This window comes from Pseudoxanthomonas sp. F37 (assembly GCF_022965755.1).
In the GTDB taxonomy this organism is placed as follows: domain Bacteria; phylum Pseudomonadota; class Gammaproteobacteria; order Xanthomonadales; family Xanthomonadaceae; genus Pseudoxanthomonas_A.
Genome location: NZ_CP095187.1, coordinates 580,066 through 601,027, shown reverse-complemented (window position 1 = coordinate 601,027; position 20,962 = coordinate 580,066). Strand labels below are relative to the sequence as shown.

Annotated in this window: 20 protein-coding genes; 9 read left to right on the top strand and 11 right to left on the bottom strand. The window is 66.2% G+C overall.

The genetic code is table 11. The annotated features are described in order from the left end of the window. The first annotated feature begins 39 nt into the window (after window positions 1–39). The gene (locus MUU77_RS02640) at window positions 40–657 is read left to right on the top strand and encodes a TetR/AcrR family transcriptional regulator (protein WP_245091278.1); all 618 of its coding nucleotides are present in this window, start codon (window positions 40–42) and stop codon (window positions 655–657) included. A 330-nt stretch (window positions 658–987) separates the two neighbouring features. After that, a complete protein-coding gene (locus MUU77_RS02635) occupies window positions 988–1,737 on the top strand; it encodes a hypothetical protein (protein ID WP_245091276.1) in 750 nt (249 codons plus the stop codon). 45 nt (window positions 1,738–1,782) lie between these two features. Here the strand turns inward: MUU77_RS02635 and MUU77_RS02630 are convergent, their stop codons facing one another. Continuing rightward, entirely contained in the window at window positions 1,783–2,478 is a 696-nt protein-coding gene (locus tag MUU77_RS02630; RefSeq protein ID WP_245091274.1) for a response regulator transcription factor, read from the bottom strand. A 548-nt stretch (window positions 2,479–3,026) separates the two neighbouring features. Between MUU77_RS02630 and MUU77_RS02625 the strand changes: the two genes are divergently transcribed. Continuing rightward, on the top strand, window positions 3,027–4,451 hold the full coding sequence (locus tag MUU77_RS02625; RefSeq protein WP_245091272.1) for a nicotinate phosphoribosyltransferase: 1,425 nt from the start codon (window positions 3,027–3,029) through the stop codon (window positions 4,449–4,451). A gap of 4 nt (window positions 4,452–4,455) precedes the next feature. On the opposite strand, the gene MUU77_RS02620 is transcribed toward MUU77_RS02625, so the two are convergent. The 8 genes from MUU77_RS02620 to MUU77_RS02585 all read right to left on the bottom strand — a co-directional run bounded on the left by MUU77_RS02620 (window position 4,456) and on the right by MUU77_RS02585 (window position 11,015). Then, complete coding sequence (locus MUU77_RS02620; protein WP_245091270.1) at window positions 4,456–5,055, bottom strand: NapC/NirT family cytochrome c; 600 nt, start codon at window positions 5,053–5,055, stop codon at window positions 4,456–4,458. 3 nt (window positions 5,056–5,058) lie between these two features. Next, window positions 5,059–5,616: a nitrate reductase cytochrome c-type subunit gene (locus MUU77_RS02615; protein WP_245091268.1), complete on the bottom strand. Its 558-nt coding sequence runs from the start codon at window positions 5,614–5,616 to the stop codon at window positions 5,059–5,061. A 10-nt stretch (window positions 5,617–5,626) separates the two neighbouring features. Further along, the gene (napA, locus tag MUU77_RS02610) at window positions 5,627–8,119 is read right to left on the bottom strand and encodes a periplasmic nitrate reductase subunit alpha (protein ID WP_245091266.1); all 2,493 of its coding nucleotides are present in this window, start codon (window positions 8,117–8,119) and stop codon (window positions 5,627–5,629) included. Next, window positions 8,103–8,432, bottom strand: a complete 330-nt coding sequence (locus tag MUU77_RS02605; RefSeq protein WP_245091264.1) for a chaperone NapD — start codon at window positions 8,430–8,432, stop codon at window positions 8,103–8,105. The genes napA and MUU77_RS02605 overlap by 17 nt, the downstream gene beginning before the upstream one ends. Then, window positions 8,429–8,932: a ferredoxin-type protein NapF gene (gene napF / locus MUU77_RS02600; RefSeq protein WP_245091262.1), complete on the bottom strand. Its 504-nt coding sequence runs from the start codon at window positions 8,930–8,932 to the stop codon at window positions 8,429–8,431. The genes MUU77_RS02605 and napF overlap by 4 nt, the downstream gene beginning before the upstream one ends. A gap of 12 nt (window positions 8,933–8,944) precedes the next feature. Then, a complete protein-coding gene (locus MUU77_RS02595; protein ID WP_245091260.1) occupies window positions 8,945–9,115 on the bottom strand; it encodes a periplasmic nitrate reductase, NapE protein in 171 nt (56 codons plus the stop codon). Between the two features lie 83 nt (window positions 9,116–9,198). Then, the gene (locus tag MUU77_RS02590) at window positions 9,199–9,774 is read right to left on the bottom strand and encodes a molybdenum cofactor guanylyltransferase (RefSeq protein ID WP_245091258.1); all 576 of its coding nucleotides are present in this window, start codon (window positions 9,772–9,774) and stop codon (window positions 9,199–9,201) included. Next, a complete protein-coding gene (locus MUU77_RS02585) occupies window positions 9,771–11,015 on the bottom strand; it encodes a molybdopterin molybdotransferase MoeA (RefSeq protein WP_245091256.1) in 1,245 nt (414 codons plus the stop codon). Before MUU77_RS02585 ends, MUU77_RS02590 begins: the two co-directional genes overlap by 4 nt. Before the next feature lie 157 nt (window positions 11,016–11,172). Here MUU77_RS02585 and hemN point away from each other — a divergent pair, with 157 nt between their 5' ends. From hemN to MUU77_RS02565, 4 genes are all read left to right on the top strand, one after another. Continuing rightward, on the top strand, window positions 11,173–12,570 hold the full coding sequence (gene hemN, locus MUU77_RS02580; RefSeq protein WP_245091254.1) for an oxygen-independent coproporphyrinogen III oxidase: 1,398 nt from the start codon (window positions 11,173–11,175) through the stop codon (window positions 12,568–12,570). A 19-nt stretch (window positions 12,571–12,589) separates the two neighbouring features. Then, window positions 12,590–13,345, top strand: a complete 756-nt coding sequence (locus MUU77_RS02575) for a helix-turn-helix domain-containing protein (protein ID WP_245091252.1) — start codon at window positions 12,590–12,592, stop codon at window positions 13,343–13,345. A gap of 248 nt (window positions 13,346–13,593) precedes the next feature. Next, window positions 13,594–15,867 (top strand): nitric-oxide reductase large subunit, encoded by a 2,274-nt coding sequence (locus MUU77_RS02570; RefSeq protein WP_245091250.1) that lies wholly within the window; start codon window positions 13,594–13,596, stop codon window positions 15,865–15,867. Window positions 15,868–16,269: 402 nt separating this feature from the next. Beyond that, window positions 16,270–16,716: a hypothetical protein gene (locus MUU77_RS02565; protein ID WP_245091248.1), complete on the top strand. Its 447-nt coding sequence runs from the start codon at window positions 16,270–16,272 to the stop codon at window positions 16,714–16,716. A 279-nt stretch (window positions 16,717–16,995) separates the two neighbouring features. Here the strand turns inward: MUU77_RS02565 and MUU77_RS02560 are convergent, their stop codons facing one another. Together MUU77_RS02560 and MUU77_RS02555 are read right to left on the bottom strand one after the other, a co-directional pair. Continuing rightward, window positions 16,996–18,540 carry an ATP-binding protein gene (locus MUU77_RS02560; protein WP_245091246.1) on the bottom strand — a complete coding sequence of 515 codons (1,545 nt, stop codon included), beginning with the start codon at window positions 18,538–18,540 and terminating at the stop codon, window positions 16,996–16,998. 345 nt (window positions 18,541–18,885) lie between these two features. Continuing rightward, window positions 18,886–19,131, bottom strand: a complete 246-nt coding sequence (locus MUU77_RS02555; protein WP_245091244.1) for a hypothetical protein — start codon at window positions 19,129–19,131, stop codon at window positions 18,886–18,888. Window positions 19,132–19,296: 165 nt separating this feature from the next. Here MUU77_RS02555 and MUU77_RS02550 point away from each other — a divergent pair, with 165 nt between their 5' ends. Both MUU77_RS02550 and MUU77_RS02545 read left to right on the top strand, forming a co-directional pair. After that, complete coding sequence (locus MUU77_RS02550; RefSeq protein ID WP_245091242.1) at window positions 19,297–20,553, top strand: NnrS family protein; 1,257 nt, start codon at window positions 19,297–19,299, stop codon at window positions 20,551–20,553. After that, a complete protein-coding gene (locus MUU77_RS02545; protein ID WP_345779059.1) occupies window positions 20,550–20,960 on the top strand; it encodes a SirB2 family protein in 411 nt (136 codons plus the stop codon). Before MUU77_RS02550 ends, MUU77_RS02545 begins: the two co-directional genes overlap by 4 nt. Window positions 20,961–20,962 lie beyond the last annotated feature (2 nt).

The window sequence follows — 20,962 nt, the reverse complement described above, 5'->3', positions numbered from 1 at the left end:
CCGGTATATTTGTGAGCCCCCACCGCCTGGAGTCGATCGATGCGGGTCAGGACCGAAGCCAAACGTGAAGCCATGGTCGATGCCGCGGCCGAAGTCTTCCTGGAGGCAGGCTTCGAAGGCGCCTCCATGTCGCAGATTGCCGCGCGTGCCGGGGCTTCCAAGCGCACCCTGTACGGCTACTTTCCCTCCAAGGAGGAACTCTTCGTCGCCGTGGCCCATAGCGTGGCCGAGAAGTTCATCTCGCCCATCTTCACCACGCTCGAGGAAGCCACCGAAACGCTCCCGGTCGCATTGCAGCGTTTTTGCGAGCAGATGCTCCATTTCATCTGCAGCGAGCAGGTCGTGCAGGTATGGCAGACGATCATCGGAGTGGCGGGCCGCTCCAATGCCGGCGTGCTCTTCTACGAGTCGGGCCCGCAGCGGGGCATGCAGCGCCTGGCCGCCTTTCTGCAGCAGCAGATGGAGCTTGGCCGGCTACGGCAGGCCGATCCGCTGGTCGCGGCCCGGCACCTGACCGGGCTGCTCGAATCCCAATCGCTCATGCCCTGCCTGCTCGGGCTGCTCAAGGCGCCTTCCGAGGAATATCTGCAAGGCGTGGCGCAACAAGCGCTGCAGACGTTCCTGTCGGGCTATGCGACTTCGCGGCCGGCAGCCTAGCCGGCCATGGCAGATGCGATGCCACCCCATTCACGCCTGCACCCTCGCGGCCGATGCCCGCGCTGTTTCTGTCCACTGCGCGCAGATGCGGGCGGCCACGGGCGTTGCGCGCCGGCATCCCCGCGCAGGTGCCGGCCCACCGGACACTGCCCGCGGTCGTGAGGGCCCGGTCTGCTGGGCGCCGATGATCCGTTCATGTGTCTGTCGTGCCCGACGTCCTGACGGCACCCATCGTGACGAAAGATTTCGATATGGCGAACGTAAACGCATTTATGGAGTATGGGTCGTGCACCGCCATGAGGGATGGGGACCCAAGACAAAAATCGGCTCATGTCCACGACAGAAGATAGGCAAGACCCGCAGCATGCGCCTGACGGAAATGGCGCCCACGATGCGCCCATGCACTTGTTCCGGCAACTGGCGCACGATTTCAACAATGTCTGGGCGCAGATCTTCGGCTACGTCCAGGAGCTGAGGGAAACCTCAGACTTTCGCGACAGGGAGGAAGCCCTGGACAGGATCCTCTCGACGGCTTCCCGCGGCCTGCTCTACTCGCGCAACCTCATGGAGGTTGTGATGCGTTCCGGGTCCCGCCCGGAAGTGTTCGACGCCTGCGACGTCATCCGGCAATGGTCTTACCGGACCCACCAGCTGGTGCAGGAAGCGATAGACATATCCTGCATGGTGCCGCCCTACCCCCTGCACATCCGCCTCGAACGGAGCGCATTGCAGGCGATCCTGCTTTCCCTGGTCGGATACGCGCTGCAGTCGGGCGGGGAAAAACGCTGGGTGATGATTGGCGTGCGCAATGCCAGCGCAAACGCCTTTCACAAGGACGACGCCCTGCACAGCGTGGATCTGATGTTCCTGTTCGGGATGGCCGACAAGCCGCCCTCCTTGGACCGCACCTTGTTGCAGCAACGCCTGGATGCCATGAGGACGCTCGTTTCCCTCTATGGAGGGGTGGTCAAGACCTCCGTCGTGCCCGCCGTTGGCATCAACCTGCGGATAAGGCTCCCGCGGGCGGCCGCACCGGACACCGTGCGACCGCCTCCCGTGACCAATGGCGCGGGCGGATAGACGCCGCCGGGGTATTCGCCTCCGGCGTTTCCGCCGCTCACGCGCCTAGACCGACAGCATGTAGCCCATCCTGCGCACGGCAGACAAGGGCAGTTCCTGTCCGGACTTGCATTCCACCTTGCGGCGGAGCCGATGGATCAGCATCTCCAGGCGGCTGGGATCGAAGTCGTCGACGACATCGTCCAGTTCCTTGAGCAGATCCTCCCTGGGAACGGGCTTGTCGGCCGACCCCAGCTTTTTCATGATCGCTCTCTCCGTCAGTGACAGCGCAATCACGCTTCCGCTGGGCGCGACCAGCCTCCAGCCATCGGCTTCAATCCGCCATCGCTGCAGGGCCGAAGGCAGGTCGGCCTTGCCGCTTCTCGACATCCTGCGCGACAGGCTGTGCAGTGCGCTGGACAGCAGCTCCACATCGGTGGGCTTGGTGAAATAGGCGTCGGCGCCCGCGTCCAATGCCCGCATGTGGTCGGATTTCGAGTCGTGCCCGGTCAACATGATGATGCCCGCCGCGGTGGTTTCCCGCAGATGCTTGGCGATGGCGAAGCCATCATCGTCGGGCAGGCCGACATCCAGCACGATCATGGAGCACGAGTTTCCCACCAGCCACTTGTAGAGCTCGATGGCGCTTCCCACGCCGTGGACCTCGAATCCGAACCGGCGAAGACCCGGCAGCAGGACCTTTTCGCGAAGTTCCACGTCGTCATCCACGACCAGAATCCGCTGATTTTCGTGATCGCTCATTGTTCCCCCTTCTTGCTTTCTACCGAAACTTGAATGCGCGCGCGCGTAGGAAGATACATTGCAGGTGCGAGGATCCGCTTCGAGTTGATCGTTCCATAGTTCCTTGCTTACTCTCTAGATGAGAGGGCATCCGCTCTTCAATATCCCAATATCTCCAAAGATTCAGAATGTCCGGCTTCCCGACAAGGCTGCGACACATATCCGATACATCCTCGACAAGCCACGCTCGTTTGCAATGGCCTCTCCCATCAACGGAGGCCCATGCCGAGGAAGCTGCGCGCGGTGCACACCCGTCGGCGCGGATGCTTCAGTCACGTCACACCATGAGGCAGGCGAAGTGTCATGTCACAGCGGCAGCCGTACCGGCGAAGCGTTCAAATGTGAGTCCGTCGGTCTGACGGCGAGGCGCCATCGCAGCCGACCGGCACCGGCAAGCAGACGCCACCCCCATGCGGCGGGCATCGGATCGGAGGCTCCGGCATCGCCCGATCCGGCCTGACGACGAAGCTGCGACACTACGCCCCCCGGATGTGGAACGCCCCGCCCTCATGCACGCCCTGCGCAACCTCCTGCTCAACACCGACAGCTACAAGGCCAGCCACTGGCTGCAGTATCCGCCGGGCACCGACGCCACGTTCTTCTATGTGGAATCGCGGGGCGGCATTCACGACCGCACCGTGTTCTTCGGCCTGCAGGCCGTGCTGAAGGAATACCTCGCCACGCCCGTCACCCACGCCGACGTGGACGAGGCGCGCGAGGTCTTCTCCGCGCATGGCGAGCCATTCAACGAAGCCGGCTGGCGCGACATCGTCGACCGCCATGGCGGCCACCTGCCGATCCGCATCCGCGCCGTGCCGGAAGGCACGGTGGTGCCCACGCACGAAGCACTGATGACCATCGAATCGACCGATCCGCAGGCGTTCTGGGTGCCGTCGTACCTGGAGACGATGCTGCTGCGCATCTGGTACCCCATCACCGTGGCGACCATCAGCTGGCATGCGAAGCAGACCCTCCGCCAGTTCCTGCAGCGCACCAGCGACGACCCGGAAGGCCAGCTGCCCTTCAAGCTGCACGACTTCGGCGCGCGGGGCGTATCCAGCCTGGAATCGGCCGCCCTCGGCGGCGCCGCGCACCTGGTCAACTTCATGGGCACCGACACCGTGTCCGGCCTGTTGCTGGCGAAGGCGCACTACCACGAACCGATGGCGGGCTTCTCCATTCCGGCCGCCGAGCACAGCACCATCACCAGCTGGGGGCGCGACGACGAGGTGGAGGCCTACCGCAACATGCTGCGGCAATTCGCCCGGCCGGGCGCGATCGTCGCAGTGGTGTCGGACAGCTACGACATCTTCCATGCCATCCGCCAGCACTGGGGCACCACGCTGAAGCAGGAGGTGATCGACTCCGGCGCGACCGTCGTCATCCGTCCCGATTCGGGCGACCCGGTGGCCGTGGTCCACCAGTGCCTGGAACTGCTGGACGAGGCCTTCGGCCATACCGTCAACGGCAAGGGTTACAAGGTGCTCGACCACGTGCGGGTGATCCAGGGCGACGGCATCAACCCCACCAGCCTGCGCGCCATCCTGGAGCGCATCACCAGCGCCGGCTACGCCACCGACAACCTGGCCTTCGGCATGGGCGGCGCGCTGCTGCAGCGGCTGGACCGCGACACCCAGAAGTTCGCGCTCAAGTGCTCCGCCGTGCGCGTGGCGGGCGAATGGATCGACGTGTACAAGGATCCGGTGACCGACAAGGGCAAGCAGAGCAAGCGCGGGCGCATGACCCTGCTGCGCCACCGCGAGTACGGCGGCTTCCGCACGGTGCCCGTGCCCGCCTCCGCCGCCTCGCTGGAGGAGGCGCAACGGCCCGCCGGCTACGACGACGCCATGGTCACGGTGTGGGAAGACGGCCGCCTGCTGCGCGACTGGACCTTCGCCCAGATCCGCGCGCGCGCCGACGCGGCGCGGCTCTAGCGCTTCATCCCTGCGGCACGCCGGTCATGTCGGGCAGGCGGTGCGCCACGCCCTTGTGGCAGTCGATGCAGGTCTTCTTGCCGGTGCCCAGCCACAGCTTGTGCACCTGGGACGCGCGCGAACCCTGGCGGGTGAGGTCCATCGAGTCGTAGTCGTGGCAGTTGCGGCATTCCAGCGAATCGTTGGCCTTCAACCGGTTCCATTCGTGCGTGGCCAGGATCAGGCGCTCGTCCAGGAACTTCTCGCGCGTGTTGATCGTGCCGAAGATCTTGCCCCATACCTCCTTGGAGGCCTGCATCTTGCGTGCGATCTTGTCGGTCCAGTTGTGCGGCACATGGCAGTCCGGGCAGGTCGCGCGCACGCCCGAGCGGTTGCTGTAGTGGATGGTGGTCTTCAACTCCTCGAAGACGTTGTCCTGCATCTCGTGGCAGCTGGTGCAGAAGGCTTCGGTGTTGGTGGCCTCCAGCGCCGTGTTGAACCCGCCCCAGAACAGGATGCCGGCGATGAATCCGGCCACCGTCAGGAAACCCAGGCTGTAGTGCCGGCTGGGCAGTCGCAGCGTCCGCCACAGCCCCAGCACCTGCTGCTTCACCCGAGGCCACATGGGCTACTCCTTCGCCGTCGGCGGCGGCGACAGCACGCTGTCGATGTCGCGGAACTGGTTGGCCACCAGCACCGGCGCATCGGTCTGCACCACGTGGCACTGGTTGCAGAAATAGCGGCGCGGCGAGATGGTCGCCAGGAACTGGTCGTCGCGGTCCATGTAGTGGGTCACGCTGACCGGTGGCGCCTGGAAGGTGGCCGCGTTGGCGCGCGCGTGGCACAGCATGCAGCGGTTGCTGTTGCGGTCGACCTGGTAGCCATCGATCGTGTGCGGGATGGTCGGCGGCTGCATCGGGTAGGCGCGCGCGCGCCTGAGATCGGCGTTCTCCACGTGCGCGAGCGGCGGCGGGTGCCCTTCCTGGTCCACCGGCACGCCCCGGCGCAGCGCATCGATCTGTCCCGCGCCCGGGATGAACACCGCGCGCGCCTCCACCGGCACGGGCGAAGCGTCCGCCGCGGCGTCCACGTGCTTCGGCCGGCCCACCAGCCAGCCCGCCGCGAACACCAGCGCCATCAGCACCCCCACCAGCCCCACCGCGATCCACAGCTGCTTGTTCTGCATGGCGAGCCTCCTATGCGGCCACGACCTTGACCGCGCACTTCTTGTAGTCGGTCTGCTTGGAAATCGGATCGGTGGCGTCCAGGGTGACCTTGTTGATCAGCTGGCCCGCGTCGAACCACGGTACGAACACCACCCCGCGCGGCATGCGGTTGCGGCCGCGCGTCTCCACCCGCGAGCGCATCTCGCCGCGCCGCGAGGCCACGATGATCTCATCGCCGCGCTTGAGGCCTCGGTCCTTCGCATCGTCCGGATTCATGAACACCACCGCGGCGGGGAAGGCCTTGTACAGCTCCGGCACGCGCATCGTCATCGAACCCGAATGCCAGTGTTCCAGCACGCGGCCGGTGACCAGCCACAGGTCGAAGTCGTCGTCGGGCGATTCCGCCGGCGGCTCGTACGGCAGCGCCCAGATCACCGCCTTGCCGTCCTTGTTGCCGTAGAACTCGAAGCCCGTGCCGGCCTTGACGTACGGGTCCGCGCCTTCGCGATAGCGCCAGCGCGTCTCCTTGCCCTTCACCACCGGCCAGCGCAGGCCGCGCGCCTTGTGGTAGTCGTCGAACGGGGCCAGGTCGTGGCCATGGCCGCGGCCGAAGGCGGCGTATTCCTCGAACAGGCCCTTGTGGACATAGAACCCGAACAGCGCCGACTCGTCGTTGGCGTAGCCGGGTTCGATGTCGGAGTTCGGAAACCTGTCCACGTTGCCGTTGCGGTACAGCACGTCGAACAAGGTCTTGCCCTTGAACTGGGGGTTGGCCGCCAGCAGTTCGGCCGGCCAGCATTCGTCGGTGGTGAAGCGCTTGGAGAACTCCATCAGCTGCCACAGGTCCGAGCGCGCCTCGCCAGGCGCCTTCACCAGCTGGTGCCAGAACTGGGTGCGGCGCTCGGCGTTGCCGTAGGCGCCCTCCTTCTCCACCCACATCGCGGCGGGCAGGATCAGGTCGGCCGCCTGCGCCGTCACCGTGGGGTAGGCATCGGAGACCACGATGAAGTTGTCCGGGTTGCGGTAGCCCGGCCAGGTTTCCTCGCGCAGGTTCGCCGCCGCCTGCATGTTGTTGTTGACCATCACCCAGTACGCGTTGAGCTTGCCGTCCTTCAGCGCGCGGTTCTGCTCCACCGCGTGGTAGCCCACCTTCGGATTGATGGTGCCGTGCGGGATCTTCCAGATCTCCTCGGCGTGCTTGCGGTGCTCGGGGTTGGTCACCACCATGTCCGCCGGCAGGCGGTGGCTGAAGGTGCCCACCTCGCGCGCCGTGCCGCAGGCCGAGGGCTGCCCGGTCAGCGAGAACGGGCTGTTGCCCGGGGTGGCGATCTTCCCGGTCAGCAGGTGGATGTTGTAGACCATGTTGTTGGCCCACACGCCGCGGGTGTGCTGGTTGAAGCCCATCGTCCAGAACGACATCACCTTGGTCTTCGGGTCGGCGTACAGCTCGGCCAGCTGCTCCAGCCAGCCGCGCTCCACGCCGGTCATCTCGACGGCCTTCTCCAGCGTGTACGGCGCGACGAAGGCGGCGAACTCCGCGTAGTCGATCGGCTGGCCGCCGTTGGGGTCCTTGGCGTTCTTGGCCTTCATCTCCAGCGGATGTTCGGGGCGCAGGCCGTAACCGATGTCGTCGTTGCCGCGCTTGAAGGTGGTGTGCCTGTCGACGAACGCCTTGTTGACCTTGCCGGTGCGGATGATGTGGTTGGCGATGTAGTTGAGGATGACCAGGTCGGTCTGCGGCTTGAAGATGATGGGGATGTCGGCCAGCTCGAAGCTGCGGTGCTCGAACGTGGACATCACCGCCACCTTCACGTGCGGATGCGACAGCCGGCGGTCGGTCACCCGCGTCCACAGGATCGGATGCATCTCGGCCATGTTCGAACCCCACAGCACGAACGCATCGGCCGCCTCGATGTCGTCGTAGCAGCCCATCGGCTCGTCCATGCCGAAGGTGCGCATGAAGCCGGCCACCGCCGATGCCATGCAGTGGCGCGCGTTGGGGTCGATGTGGTTGCTGCGGAAGCCGGCCTTCATCAGCTTGTTGGCCGCATAGCCTTCGAAGATCGTCCACTGGCCGGAGCCGAACATGCCGATGGCGTCGCTTCCCTTTTCCTTCAGCACGCGCTTGAACTGCGCGGCCATCACGTCGAAGGCCTCGTCCCAGCCCACCGCGGTGAACTCGCCGTCCTTGGCGTACGCGCCGTTCTTCTTTCGCAGCAGCGGCTGGGTCAGGCGGTCGGCGCCGTACAGAATCTTGGAGAGGAAATAGCCCTTCACGCAGTTGATGCCGCGATTGACCTCGGCATGCACGTCGCCGTGCGTGGCCACCACGCGCCCCTCCTTCACCGCCACGTTCACGCCGCAGCCGGTGCCGCAGTAGCGGCAGGGCGCCTTGTCCCACTTCAGCGTGGTCAGGTCGCCTTCGGTGACGACGTTGCTGCCGGTGCCGGTCAGCGGCAGGCCGGCCGCAGCGGCGGCCGTGGCCAGCGCGCTGTGGCGGATGAATTCACGACGTGTGCTCATGGGCATCTCCGGCCGCGGACAGGATGGACAGGGAGGGCAGCGCCTCGTCGAGCGCGTGCGCGGGCTCGGCATGGTGGTAGACCAGCAGCACGTTCAGCACGCCCGGCACGGCCTGCAGCTGGTCCACGCGCGCCATCACCGCGTGGCGGTCGGCGGATTCGCAGATGACCACGCTGCGCGTGCCGCCAGCGAGCGCCAGGTCCAGGTCGGCGTGCCCGCGGATCATCGCCGCCAACGCGTCGGCCGCCGTTTCGCGGTGCTGGATGACGAAGCTGGCGATGTGGACTTCGGCATCGAGAGCGGGTGCGTTCAAGCGAGGGCCTCCATGGCGGGTGCGTGGTGCAGGGCGATGGCCTGCACCGGACAGGGAGCCACGCAGGCGCCGCAGCCCGTGCATGCCTCGGGATCGACCGTGGCCGACCCCCGTGCACCAGGCGGCACGTGGATCGCGGATGCGGGACATGCGTCGCGGCAGCTGGCGCAGACCACGCCCTGCGCCGACAGGCAGGTGCCGGCGACGTCGGCAACGAGCGTCCACGGCGGATCGCGCGCGGGGTCGAACGCACCGCTGCCGCACGCGGCCACGCAATCGCCGCAGAACGTGCATTCGCCGGCGTGCGCGTCGAAGCGCGGCAGGCCGTCGGCGCCGCGGACCAGCACCTGCTCGGGGCAGGCATGCACGCAGGCATCGCAGCGCGTGCACGCGGCAAGGAACTCGGGCTCGGGCTTGCCCCAGGGCGGCCGGAACGCAGGGGGCAGCGGTGCGGCCGGCACGCGGCCGAACAGCAGGGCGCGACGGGAAGGAGAGCGCATGCCGTCCATCGCTCAGGGCCCCGTCGGCGGCCCGGCGAACAGCAGCTGCCACATCCATACCAGGAAGCCATAGCCGGCGACGAACAGGATGGCCATCAGCGGGAATACGACCAGCGTCAGCAGCAGGAACGCCAGGCGCTCCTGCTGTTTGCTCGCAACGGCTGTTCCTGCGCCCTGCTCCATGATGCCTACCTTGCGGGTGGGTACTGGGTGCGACGATGCTGCGGCCGCAGGCTATCACACTAAATGTGACGCGTCCGACCCGCTCATGCGCCGCGGGCCTGGGTCGCCGATTGCTGCAGTGCGATCCACTCTTCCGGCGTGTTGCAGTTGCACAACGCCTGTTGCCAGCGCGCGGCAGGCAGATGCTGCGTGTCAACGCCCTGTTGCAGGGCCCGCAGCGAACGCTCCCGGCCAGCGCGCGCACCCACGGCATGCATCAGCGTACGCATGCGTTCGTCCACGCGCAGCATCATCGGCAGGGAATGGCCTTCCACGCAGGCGCATGCCGCATCCACTGCCAGCAACGCATGCAACAGGTCCGTGGACAGCAACGGCATGTCCACGGGCACGACGATCCACTCGCCGTCGGTCAGACGCGATGCGAGTTGTGAGAGCGCCCCCATCGGTCCGGTATCGCGCGTCGCGTCCGGCACGCCGCCCATGTCAGGGCGGTCCCCGCTGACGATCACCTCGACCGCGCCCGCGTCGACCAGCATGCCGCGCATGTGCGTCAACAGTGTGCCGTTCCCCCACGGCAGCAAGGCCTTGTCCGTACCCATGCGCGAGGAGCGTCCACCTGCCAGCAGCACCGCACGCCATGCGGGCAATGTCTGGCTCATGCCGGCATCCAGGCGGGCGAATGCAGATGGCTCAGACCGTGTACCTGCACGGGCGTACCGGCGGCCACGTCGCCAAGATCGGAGGGCAGCGTGATCCACGCCGAGGACTGCGAGAACGGCAGCAGGCGGAACGACGATTGCGCCTGCGCCACGTGCGCATGCAGGCGACCGTCGCGGTCGCAGCGCAGCGTGCCGTGCAAGACGGCATGCAGTCCGGCGCGCGAGCGGCAGTCGTCGGCCAGCGGCAGCCAGCACGGCGTTTCCGGCGGCAGGCCCAGCCAGGCACGCAGCAGCGGCTCCACCAGGAAGCGGAAGCCCACCGCCGTGGACAGCGGATTGCCCGGCAGGCCGACGAACATCGCGCCTTCGCGCAGGCGCGCGGCCAGCACAGGCTTGCCCGGACGCAACGCCACGCCATGGAACAGCGTCGCGGCGCCGCGCGCCTGGAGCGCAGCCGGCACGAAGTCGTAGCAGCCCTTCGACACCGCGCCCGTGCTGAGCACCAGGTCGGCACCCGCGGCCAGCGCAGCGTCCACCGCAGCCTGGAAAACCGCGACCTCGTCGCCGACGCGCCGCATGAAGACTGTTTCCGCACCTGCCGCGGCGAGTGCGGCACGCAGGTAGGGCGAGGTCGCATCGTGAATGCCGCCCGGCGGCAACGGCGCGCCCGCCGCCACGATCTCGCGGCCCGTCGCCAGCAGGGCCACGCGCGGACGCCGCGCCACCTGGATCCGGTCGATGCCCAGCCCGGCGGCCAGCATCAGCGCGGCCGGATCCAGCACATGGCCGGCCGGCAACACGCACTGCCCGGGATGCACGTCTTCGCCGCGGCGGCGGATGTTCGCCCCCACGACCACTTCTCCCTGCACGCGTACGCGCGATGCCCCCGACGCGGCAGCGGGCAAGGCTTCCATCCGCTCCACCGGCACCACCGTATCGGCGCGGGCAGGCAACGGTGCCCCGGTCATGATCTCCCAGGCGGACGCGTCGTCCTGCGGCGCGGACTGGCCGGCGCCGATGCGTGCGCCGATCTCCCACACCTGTGCCATGGAGACCGGCCGACCGGCAGCGACCAGCGCAACGCCATCCAGCGCCGCGTTGTCGAACGGCGGCAGCGCCATCGGGCTGACCACTTCATGGGCAAGCACGCGACCGATGGCATCGCCTGGGGCACACGGCTGCACGCCCAGCCGTTCCGCGCCGCCGCGCAGCCTCTCCACCGCCTCCCGGTAACCGATCACCCCAGCCCCTCGCCGACAACGCCTGGCCCAGCCTAGTGCCGGCCGCCGGCCTTTGCCAGCCGCCGCACGCCTTCACGCGACTGAACCTGCGACCGGAAGCCGCAGCCGATTGACCCATATCAAGGACAGCCCCGTGGCGCTGGCCTAGGCTGCACGCATGGCCAGCCTGTCCTCCCTGTTCGATCCCGAGTTGCTGCGGCGCTACGACACGCCGGGGCCGCGCTACACCTCGTATCCCACGGCGCCGCAGTTCTCGCCGGGCTTCGACGAAAGCGACCTGCGCGCCATGGCGGCCACCAGCAACGGCGACCCCATTCCGCGGCCGCTGTCGCTGTACCTGCACATCCCGTTCTGCACCAGCCCGTGCTTCTACTGCGGCTGCAACCGCATCATCACCCGCGACACCGCGCGCGGCGCGGCCTACCTGACGCGGCTGTACCGCGAAGTGGCGATGGCCTCGGCGCTGTTCGACCGCGACCGCGACGTGGAGCAGGTGCATTTCGGCGGCGGCACGCCCAACTTCCTCACCCCGGCGCAGATCGCCGAAGTGATGGACGTGCTGCGCAGGCACTTCTCCTTCGCCGCACCGGCGCGGCTAGACTGTTCGATCGAACTGGATCCGCGCTTCATCACCCCGGACGAGGTGGGCGCGCTGGCCGCCGCAGGCTTCAACCGCGCCAGCCTGGGCGTGCAGGATTTCGATCCCGAGGTGCAGCGCGCGGTCAACCGCATCCAGAGCGTGGAGCAGACGCTGGCGATCATCGACGCCTGCCGCACGCATGGCCTGCAGTCGGTGAACGTGGACCTGATCTACGGCCTGCCGAAGCAGAGCCTGGCTGGGTTCTCGCGCACGCTCGACATCACCCTGGAGGCGCGCCCGGACCGCCTGGCGATCTACAGCTACGCGCACCTGCCGTCGATGTTCCGCCCGCAGCAGCGCATCAACGCCGAGGACCTGCCGTCGCCGGAGGTGAAGCTGGGCCTGCTGCAGTGCGCGATCGACAAGCTGGGCGAAGCCGGCTACGTCTACATCGGCATGGACCACTTCGCCCTGCCCGGCGACAGCCTGGCGCAGGCGCAGCAACGCGGCGACCTGCACCGCAACTTCATGGGCTACACCACCCACGCCGAAAGCGACCTGGTGGGCCTGGGCGTGAGCGCCATCAGCCACATCGGCCCGAGTTTCAGCCAGAACCCGCGCGACCTGGGCAGCTGGGAACAGGCCATCGACCAGGGCCGCCTGCCCGTGTGGCGCGGCATGCGGCTGGAAGAAGACGACGTGATCCGCGCCGACGTCATCCAGCAGCTGATGTGCCACGGCACGCTGGATTACCGCGACCTGGGCCGCCGGCATGTGATCGAGTTCACAACTTACTTCGCCGACGCGCTGCAACGGCTGCGCCCGCTGCAGGACGACGGACTGGTGGAACTGCGCCCGGACGGATTGCAGACCACCTCGCGCGGGCGGATGCTGTTGCGTATCATCGCCATGTGCTTCGACCGCTACCTGCCCACCACTGCAGCCTCGACGCCTCGCTTCTCGCGCACCGTCTGACCACTCCGGGAGTGTCCGCATGACCTCGCCGCTGGTCTTCCCGCGCACGGATGCGAGCATCGTCGCCGACGACGGCGATGCGCTGAGCTTCTGTTCCACCTGCGCGTTCTCGCAAGCCTGCCTGTCCGAGGGCATGGACAAGCGCGCGCTGATGGACCTGCACGTGCTGGTCGAGCACGTGGGCCCGCTGCGCGCCGGCGAACACGTGTTCCGCGAGGGCGATCCGTTCGGCGCCATCGCCGCGGTGCGCGCGGGCACGGTGAAGACCTACCAGATCGACCGCAACGGGCACGAGCAGGTGCTCGGCTTCCACCTGCCCGGCGAAGTCATCGGCCTGAACGCGATCCACGGCGACCGCTATCCCTGCAACGCCATCGCGCTGGACACGGTGATGCTGTGCCGTTTCTCGTTCCCGAAGATCGCACTGCTGGCCGCGCGCCTGCCCAACCTGCAGCAGCACCTGTTCAAGCTGATGAGCCGCGACATCGGCGTGGCCTCGCTGTTCGCCCGCGACAACACCGCCGACGAGCGCATGGCCGCATTCCTGATCGGCCTGTCGCGCCGGCTGGCCGCGCGCGGATTCTCGCCGCGCCGGTTCCAGCTGACGATGGCGCGCACCGACATCGCCAACTACCTGCGCCAGGCGCCGGAAACCGTCAGCCGCGTGCTGCGCCGCTTCGAGCAGGACGGCCTGCTGCACATCAAGCAGCGCGACGTCGAGATCCTGGACCTGCCCCGCCTGGAAGCCCTCGCGCTGAGCGTGTTGCGGGATTGAGATCCGCGGATCCCTTGTAGGAGCGCCCTCGGGCGCGATGCTCCTGGCTTGTTGATGGGCCGCAGAATGAGCATCGCGCCCGAGGGCGCTCCTACAGACGGGCCGGTAAGTTCTGGAGCCGGAGCATCGCGCCCGAAGCCGCTCCTACAGAAGCGCACCTCCCCGATTCCTCCCCCGCTTGACCTGCGTCATGGAGTCCCCGGGCCGGCGCGCCGATGATGCGACCGTTTCCCGAGGAGAGCCGCATCATGAATTCGACACGCAAGTTGTGGGTGGGGTTGGCGGCCCTGCTCATTGCGTCGTTCGCCGTCCTGCTATGGGTCGGCAGCGAGACCTACCGCCAGGCGCCGCCCATGCCCGAACAGGTGGTCACCACCGACGGCAAGGTGGTCTACACCCGCCAGGACATCGAGACCGGCCGCCAGGTGTGGCAGTCGATCGGCGGCCAGCAGCTGGGCTCCATCTGGGGCCACGGCGGTTACGTGGCGCCCGACTGGGGCGCGGACTGGCTGCACCGCGAAGCGGAGGCGATCCTCGACCTGTGGGCCAAGCGCGACACCGGCGCGGACAGCTACAAGCGGCTGGACGAAGCCACCCAGGCCGCCTACGCCAAGCGCGTGCAGTCGCTGTTGCGGCCCAATACCTACAACGCCGCCACCGGCACGATCACGGTCGATGCCGACCGCGCGCAGGCCATGGCCCAGGTCGCCGACCACTACCAGCGCCTGTTCGGCCACGACCCTTCCACCGCCGAGCTGCGCGAGGCCTATGCCATGCGCAACGACACGGTGGCCGATGCCGAACACCGTCGCCAGCTGACCGCGTTCTACTGGTGGGCCGCATGGGCCTCGGTCACCGAGCGCCCCGGTTCGGAGATCACCTACACCGCCAACTGGCCGCATGACGAACTGGTCGGCAACACGCCGGCGTCCAACCTGCTCATCTGGACGGTGTTCAGCGTGCTGTTCCTGATCGCCGGCATCGGCCTGCTGGGCTGGCATTACGCCACCAGCCACGGCGAGGAAATGGTGCCGGTGCTGCCGAAGAAGGACCCGCTGGCCGCGATCAAGGTGACGCCCTCGATGCGCGCCACCGCCAAGTACTTCTGGGTGGTGATCGCGCTGTTCCTGGTGCAGATCCTGCTGGGCGCGACCACCGCGCACTACCAGGTCGAAGGCCAGGAGGCCTACGGCTTCGCGCTGGCCGAAATCCTGCCCTACTCGCTCACGCGCACCTGGCATACCCAGTTGGCGGTGCTGTGGATCGCGACCGCCTGGCTGGGCATGGGCCTGTACATCGCTCCGGCCATCTCCGGACACGAGCCCAAGTTCCAGCGCCTGGGCGTGAACTTCCTGTGGGCGTGCCTGTTGATCATCGTGGTCGGTTCCTTCACCGGCCAGTGGCTGGCGGTGATGCAGAAGCTGGGGCTGGCCAAGAACTTCTGGTTCGGCCACCAGGGCTGGGAATACGTGGACCTGGGCCGCTTCTGGCAGTGGTTCCTGTTCGTGGGCCTGCTGCTGTGGCTGACCCTGGTGGGACGCGCGCTGTGGCCGGCGATCCGCAGGGGCGACGATTCGCGTTCGATCGTGGGCCTGCTGTTCCTGTCGGTGGTGTGCATCGGCCTGTTCTACGCGGCCGGCCTGATGTGGGGCGAGCACACGCACCTGTCGATGGTCGAATACTGGCGCTGGTGGGTGGTCCACCTGTGGGTGGAAGGCTTCTTCGAGGTGTTCGCGGTGGCGGTGATCGCCTTCCTGTTCACCCGCCTGGGCCTGCTGCAGGTGCGCAGCGCGACCCTCACGGTGCTGTTCGCCACCATCGTGTTCATGGCCGGCGGCGTGCTGGGCACGCTGCACCACCTGTACTTCACCGGCACCACGCCTTCGGTGATCGCCCTGGGCGCGAGCTTCTCCGCGCTGGAAGTGGTGCCGCTGGCCTATGTCGGCTTCGAGGCCTACCACAACTACAAGCTGGGCAAGGCCACGCCTTGGATGGCCAAGTACAAGTGGCCGATCATGTTCTTCCTGGCGGTCTCGTTCTGGAACCTGGTGGGCGCCGGCCTGTTCGGCTTCCTGATCAATCCGCCGCTGCCGCTGTACTACATGCAGGGCCTGAACCTGACCGCCAACCACGGCCACACGGCGATGTTCGGTGTGTACGGCATGCTGGGCATCGGCCTGATGCTGTTCTGCCTGCGCGGCCTGAAGCCGGACGTGGCGTGGAACGAGAAGCTGCTGAAGACGGCGTTCTGGGCGCTCAACATCGGCCTGGCCGGCATGGCCGCCTTCACCCTGCTGCCGCTGGGCATCCTGCAGCTGATCGCCTCGATCGACCACGGTTACTGGTACGCACGCTCGGCCGAATTCATGCAGCAGCCGATCGTGGAGATGCTGGTGTGGATGCGCGTGCCGGCCGACACGCTGTTCAGCGTCGGCGCGGTGGCGCTGGCCTGGTTCGTGTTCCGCCTGTGGGTGGCCCCGCGCCGCGAGCCCCTGCCCGTCGCGCAGCCGAACGAAGCCTGACCCTGGAACCGGCATCCGCGGATGGGGATGCCGGGCCACCTGCTGCAGGTTGCAGCCAGAGAGCCGCGCAAGCGGCTCTCTTTTTTTGCGCGGGCATCGCAGGGGAATCCTTCTCCCCGTTCACGGGGAGAAGGTGGCCGAAGGCCGGATGAGGGGGCGCCGGAGCCGGGATCCATGTGCGTACGCATCCTCTCCCGGCGCAACATCCGCGTTTCCCGCACGGCGCGCGCATGCGCTAGAGCCCTGCACTGTCCGTTCCACCCGGGTCAGGAAGACCATTCCCCACCCGTCAAGCCCGACGCAGCGCTTTGCGACTAATATCCGCCCAAACAGGAGGGAAGCCGGTGGCTGACGACCGGTGCTTCCACCCCAAGTGAACCCGATGCATTCGATGGAGCGATCATGGGCTACGAAATCCATATCACCCGCAAGACCGAATGGTTCGACGAAGAAGGGCCGGAGATATCGCTGGAGGACTGGAAGGCCTACATCGCGTCGGACCCCGAGATGCGGCTGGACGGCTATGCGGAAGCGACCATGGAGAACGGCGACGTTTTTCGCATTGATCAAGAAGGCATTGCGGTCTGGACTGCGTATTCCGGACATGGCGTCGACGGCAACATGGCCTGGCTCTACCCCGGTTCCGGCGGCATCGTGGCCAAGAATCCGGACAGGGAAATCCTGGCCAAGATGTTCGAGATCGCCCAGGCACTCGGCGCCCGCGTGGTGGGCGACGAAGGCGAAGAGTACGGGGCGGATGGAGAAATGGCCGGGGCCACTGAGGTGGTCGAAGAAGACGCATCGCCCGGCATGAAGCAGGCCAAGCGCCCGTGGTGGAAGATATTCTGATGCGGATAGGCTCATGGGTTGGGCTGAGCAAAGCCCACTACACATGCCGACTCGGCCATGGAGCAAGAATTCTCACGACCGATGAAGACCACACTGCTGGGGTTCGCAGGCTCACCCAACCTATGAACTACGCCGAGAAGTTAAGTTAAAGATGTTGGCATGCTGTGATGCCGCAGCCAGCGTAGTCCAAGTAAGCGTAGCGCACCGGGACACTTCACAAGGCGACGATAAGTCTTCCAGGGCACGGTCCTTAACCTAACTCAGGCTGCATTTTTACGTTCAGATTGCGGGAAACTTTAGGTCGAACAAAGAGCGAAGCACAGCCTCGACGGTTTTCCGATAGTCATCGACTTGGCGATCAGTGATTCCAACGGTAGCGCGCTCGTGAATGAGCTTATTTCGCAACCCGTAGTAGTGATTGATCTTGCTTATGACATCCGGCTTAATGGTTACGTGAGCAGTAACTTCTTTGATTACGCTGGATCGTCTAGCGAATATTTCTAGAATTTTTGCATCGTTGTATTTGTGTGGCGGAAACAAGTCGGCTCGACTGACAATGAACTCCTTGAACGCGATCTCTAAGTTGCTATCGAGAAGAATGAGGGCAGCCCGATTCTTAGTCTCCAGCCGTTGTTTGCTGATCACCTCGATGAGGCCCATCGCCTCCACAAGACCTATCGTCCATGGTTTCGCGTCCATGGCCCGCTTGTTCGAGGCACGGAGCTGGTCGACGCGGGAGAGTTTGCGAGTGCGAGGCAGTGCGGGTAGAACTGTGCGCTTGGTGGACAGAGCATCGGTGGGGTCGACAATCTCCATCTCGCCTTTCGAGTAGGCGAATACATCCTGATCCCAACTATGTTTGAGTCGACGGGAAAGCGAGCTGAAATAGCTGACAAAGTTGATAAGCCGTGGTCGAATTTGAATGAACGCTGGGTGGCTGTAGTTCAGGTCGCTCTTGCTGCTATTCCACGGCATAACCTCAGGTGGACCATTGAGTTCAATGATCGCGCGACAAAGCGAAGCATCTGGATGAGGAACTCCAGCCTCGGCGGAGATGTAGTAACCCACATCACGCGTACGTAGCTCCTTCACGATTAGGCGATTATTGCAATAGAAATAGACCCCATAGTTCTCTGCTTCAGGGACACGATCGCGAATAAGCCCTGATCGTAGGGTTACCTTTAGGCTCTTTTCGTCTGCTGGCGAGATTTCGAACGTTGCAGTGCGGGGCCGATAGTCTGGCGGGTAGGCCCAATTGTCGAAGACAACGGCCTTTATGGGGTGTCCTCCCAGCCTAATATCGCAGCCCTGATTTATAAACCAGGAGTAGGCTTCGCCAAGATGTAGACACAGTCGATCCACGTCCGCACTGTTGAAGCCTTGGCGTACCTTGGTGATGTCGACCGAGGTGGTGCCTGGCGGAAGGTCAGGAATCTCATGAACGTCGAGATGCCAATCGTCACTGTTTAGCCAGTCATTAGTGATGTCGATTTGAATGCTCTTCCCGCGACCAAAACGCGAGCGGATCTCCACCTGTTCGCCGAGGGCTACGCCAGCACGCTTTCCGCCTACGCCGAACGTGCCTATTACTTGATGGCTATCTCGAATGCTACTGGCTCCGGGAGAAATAAGTAGCCGTATATCCCCTTCGCGAACACCGCCCGCATTGTCGGAGACGCGAATCATTTGACGCTCAACGTCGAGTTGGACGTCAACCTTTAGGCCTGGTTTTTTTCCGCTAGCGAGCCAGAAGTCGAGCGCATTGTCGACAAGCTCGCAGATTCCAGTATGAAGGTTATAGTCACTGATAATCGCTAGGAACATCCGTTTTTCGGGAGTTCCGTCAATGCGAGCAAGTACTTGTCTGCTGGCTACCAAAGTCCACCCCCAGTGTGACCAGTCAGGAAAAGCGTAGCAGTTTTCAAATCAGCTAGCGCTGCCCGGGTACGCAGCGCCCCCGGGCGCTCCACACGGATGCGCTACGCTCCCCGGGTGGGGCCTTCGGCCTTGCTCGGGCTACTTGCTACGACCTAGCGCGCCGTCCGGATAACTCCGGGTGCGGCGTCCAAGGTTACCCACGTGTTGAGGGTGGAGCGGATCCCGGCTCTGACAGCAATTGCTTCCTGCTGCCTGACATCGCGCTGGAGTCCCTTCGCGATCATTCGTTGATCAATGCGAACACCCACCACAGCATTGCCCCGCCTTGTGCCCGCGCGGTTCGCTGTCGCCGGCTTCGGCGTGCTCGCCGACGTCCTTGAGGATGGCGATCACGCGCTCGGTGGGCAGCGTGGTCATCACCATCAGCCGGCCGGTGCCGGCTTCCAGGCTGACCTCGGCTTCGGGGTCCCAGGCGCGCAGGGCCTCGGTCATGGCCTGCTGGCGTTGCGCGGAGGGGGCATGGGCGTGTTCGGACATCGGATTTCCTGTGGTCTTGGCGGCGCGCGGACGCGGGTGGCAGGACTGTAGGCGTTCGCCACGCGCATGGCCTTGACCCGGATCAAGGCCGCGCGGGCGCCCGAATCGCGCCCGGCCTGACCCACGTCAAGGCGGTCGCGGGTCGGGGCGGGCACGCTGCGGCCCATGAAGATCGACATCGTTCCCCCGCCCCGTCCACGCGCCGCGCCGCCGCAGGCCGGCCTCTCGCCGGCGTGGCTGGCGCACGCGCCGCACCGGCTGATGTTCTTCATCGGCGCCGGCAACGTACTGCTGGCAATGCTGTGGTGGGCGCTGTGGCTGGTGGCCACGCGCTGGGGCCTGTGGACGATGCCCGAAACGCCGATCTACGCCGGCTGGCTGCATGCGTTCCTGATGCAGTACCTGGTGCTGCCCAGCTTCATCTTCGGCTTCCTGCTGACCGTGTTCCCCCGCTGGATGGGCATGGCCGACCTGAAGCGCTGGCACTACGTGCCGGTGGGCCTGGGCCTGATGGGCGGGCAACTGGCCATCCTGCTGGGCGTGGCGGGCTGGCAGGCGGGGCTGACCGTCGGCCTGTGGATGGCGCTGGCCGGCTGGACCACGGCGCTGCTGACGCTGGGACGATTGCTTGCGGACGACACCGCCAAGACCTGGCACGCGCGTTCGTGCTTCGCCGGGTTGCTGCTGGGCTGGCTGGGGCTGGTGATGTTCATCGCCTTCGCACTGGGTGCGTCCCCCAACTGGGCGTTCGCCAGCATCAAGCTCGGCGGCTTCGGCCTGCTGCTGCCGGTGTACGTGACGGTGGCGCACCGCATGTTCCCGTTCTTCGCCGGCAACGTGGTGCCGGGTTACGTGCCGTGGCGCTCGCTGCCGTGGCTGGGCGCGGTGTGGGCACTGTTGATGGTGCATCTGGGCCTGGAACTGGCGCACGCCTATGCCTGGCTGTGGCTGGCCGACGTGCCGCTGCTGGTCCTGACCGCGTGGGCGGTGCATCGCTGGTGGCCGCGCGGCCGCATGCCGGGGTTGCTGGCCGTGCTGTTCATCGGCACCGCATGGCTGCCGGTGACCTTCCTGCTGTACGGGGTGCAGAGCGTCACCTTGCTGGCGACGGGCGATTTCGTGCTGGGGCGCGCGCCGATGCACGCGATGTTCATCGGTTTCTTCGGCAGCTTGCTGGTGGCGATGGTCACGCGGGTGACCCAGGGCCATTCCGGACGGCCGCTGGTGATGCCGAAGGTGGCGTGGTTCGCCTTCGTCGCGATCCAGGGGGTGGCGGTGATGCGCATCGTCGCGGATGTCGCGCCGGATGCGATGGCGTGGCAGGCCGCCGCCGCGGTGGGCTGGCTGCTGGCGCTGGCGCCGTGGGTGGGGCGCATCGGCGGCATCTACCTGCGTCCGCGTGCGGACGGGAGGCCGGGATGAGCGCCATGATGACCTTCTACCCCGACATCAAGCTGGTCCACATGGGCGCGGCGATGACCAGCGGCGCGCTGTTCGCGCTGCGCGCGCTCGCACTGCTGGCCGGCATGCGCTGGCCGCGCGCGGCGGCGGTGCGCTACACCAGCTACACCATCGACACCGTGCTGCTGACCGGCGCGATGATGCTGCTGACGATCCTGCCGGCGGGGATGTTCGCCAACGGCTGGTTGACGGCGAAGATCGCCTTCCTGGCCGCCTACGTGGGGCTGGGCATCGCCGCGTTCCGTCCCGCGCGCGGCAGCGGTGCGCGCACCGCACTGGTGGCCGCGGCGGTGCTGTGCTTCCTGCAGGTGTACGGCATCGCGCGCGCGCATGACCCGTGGGGCTGGCTGTTGTGGCTGGGGAGTTGAAC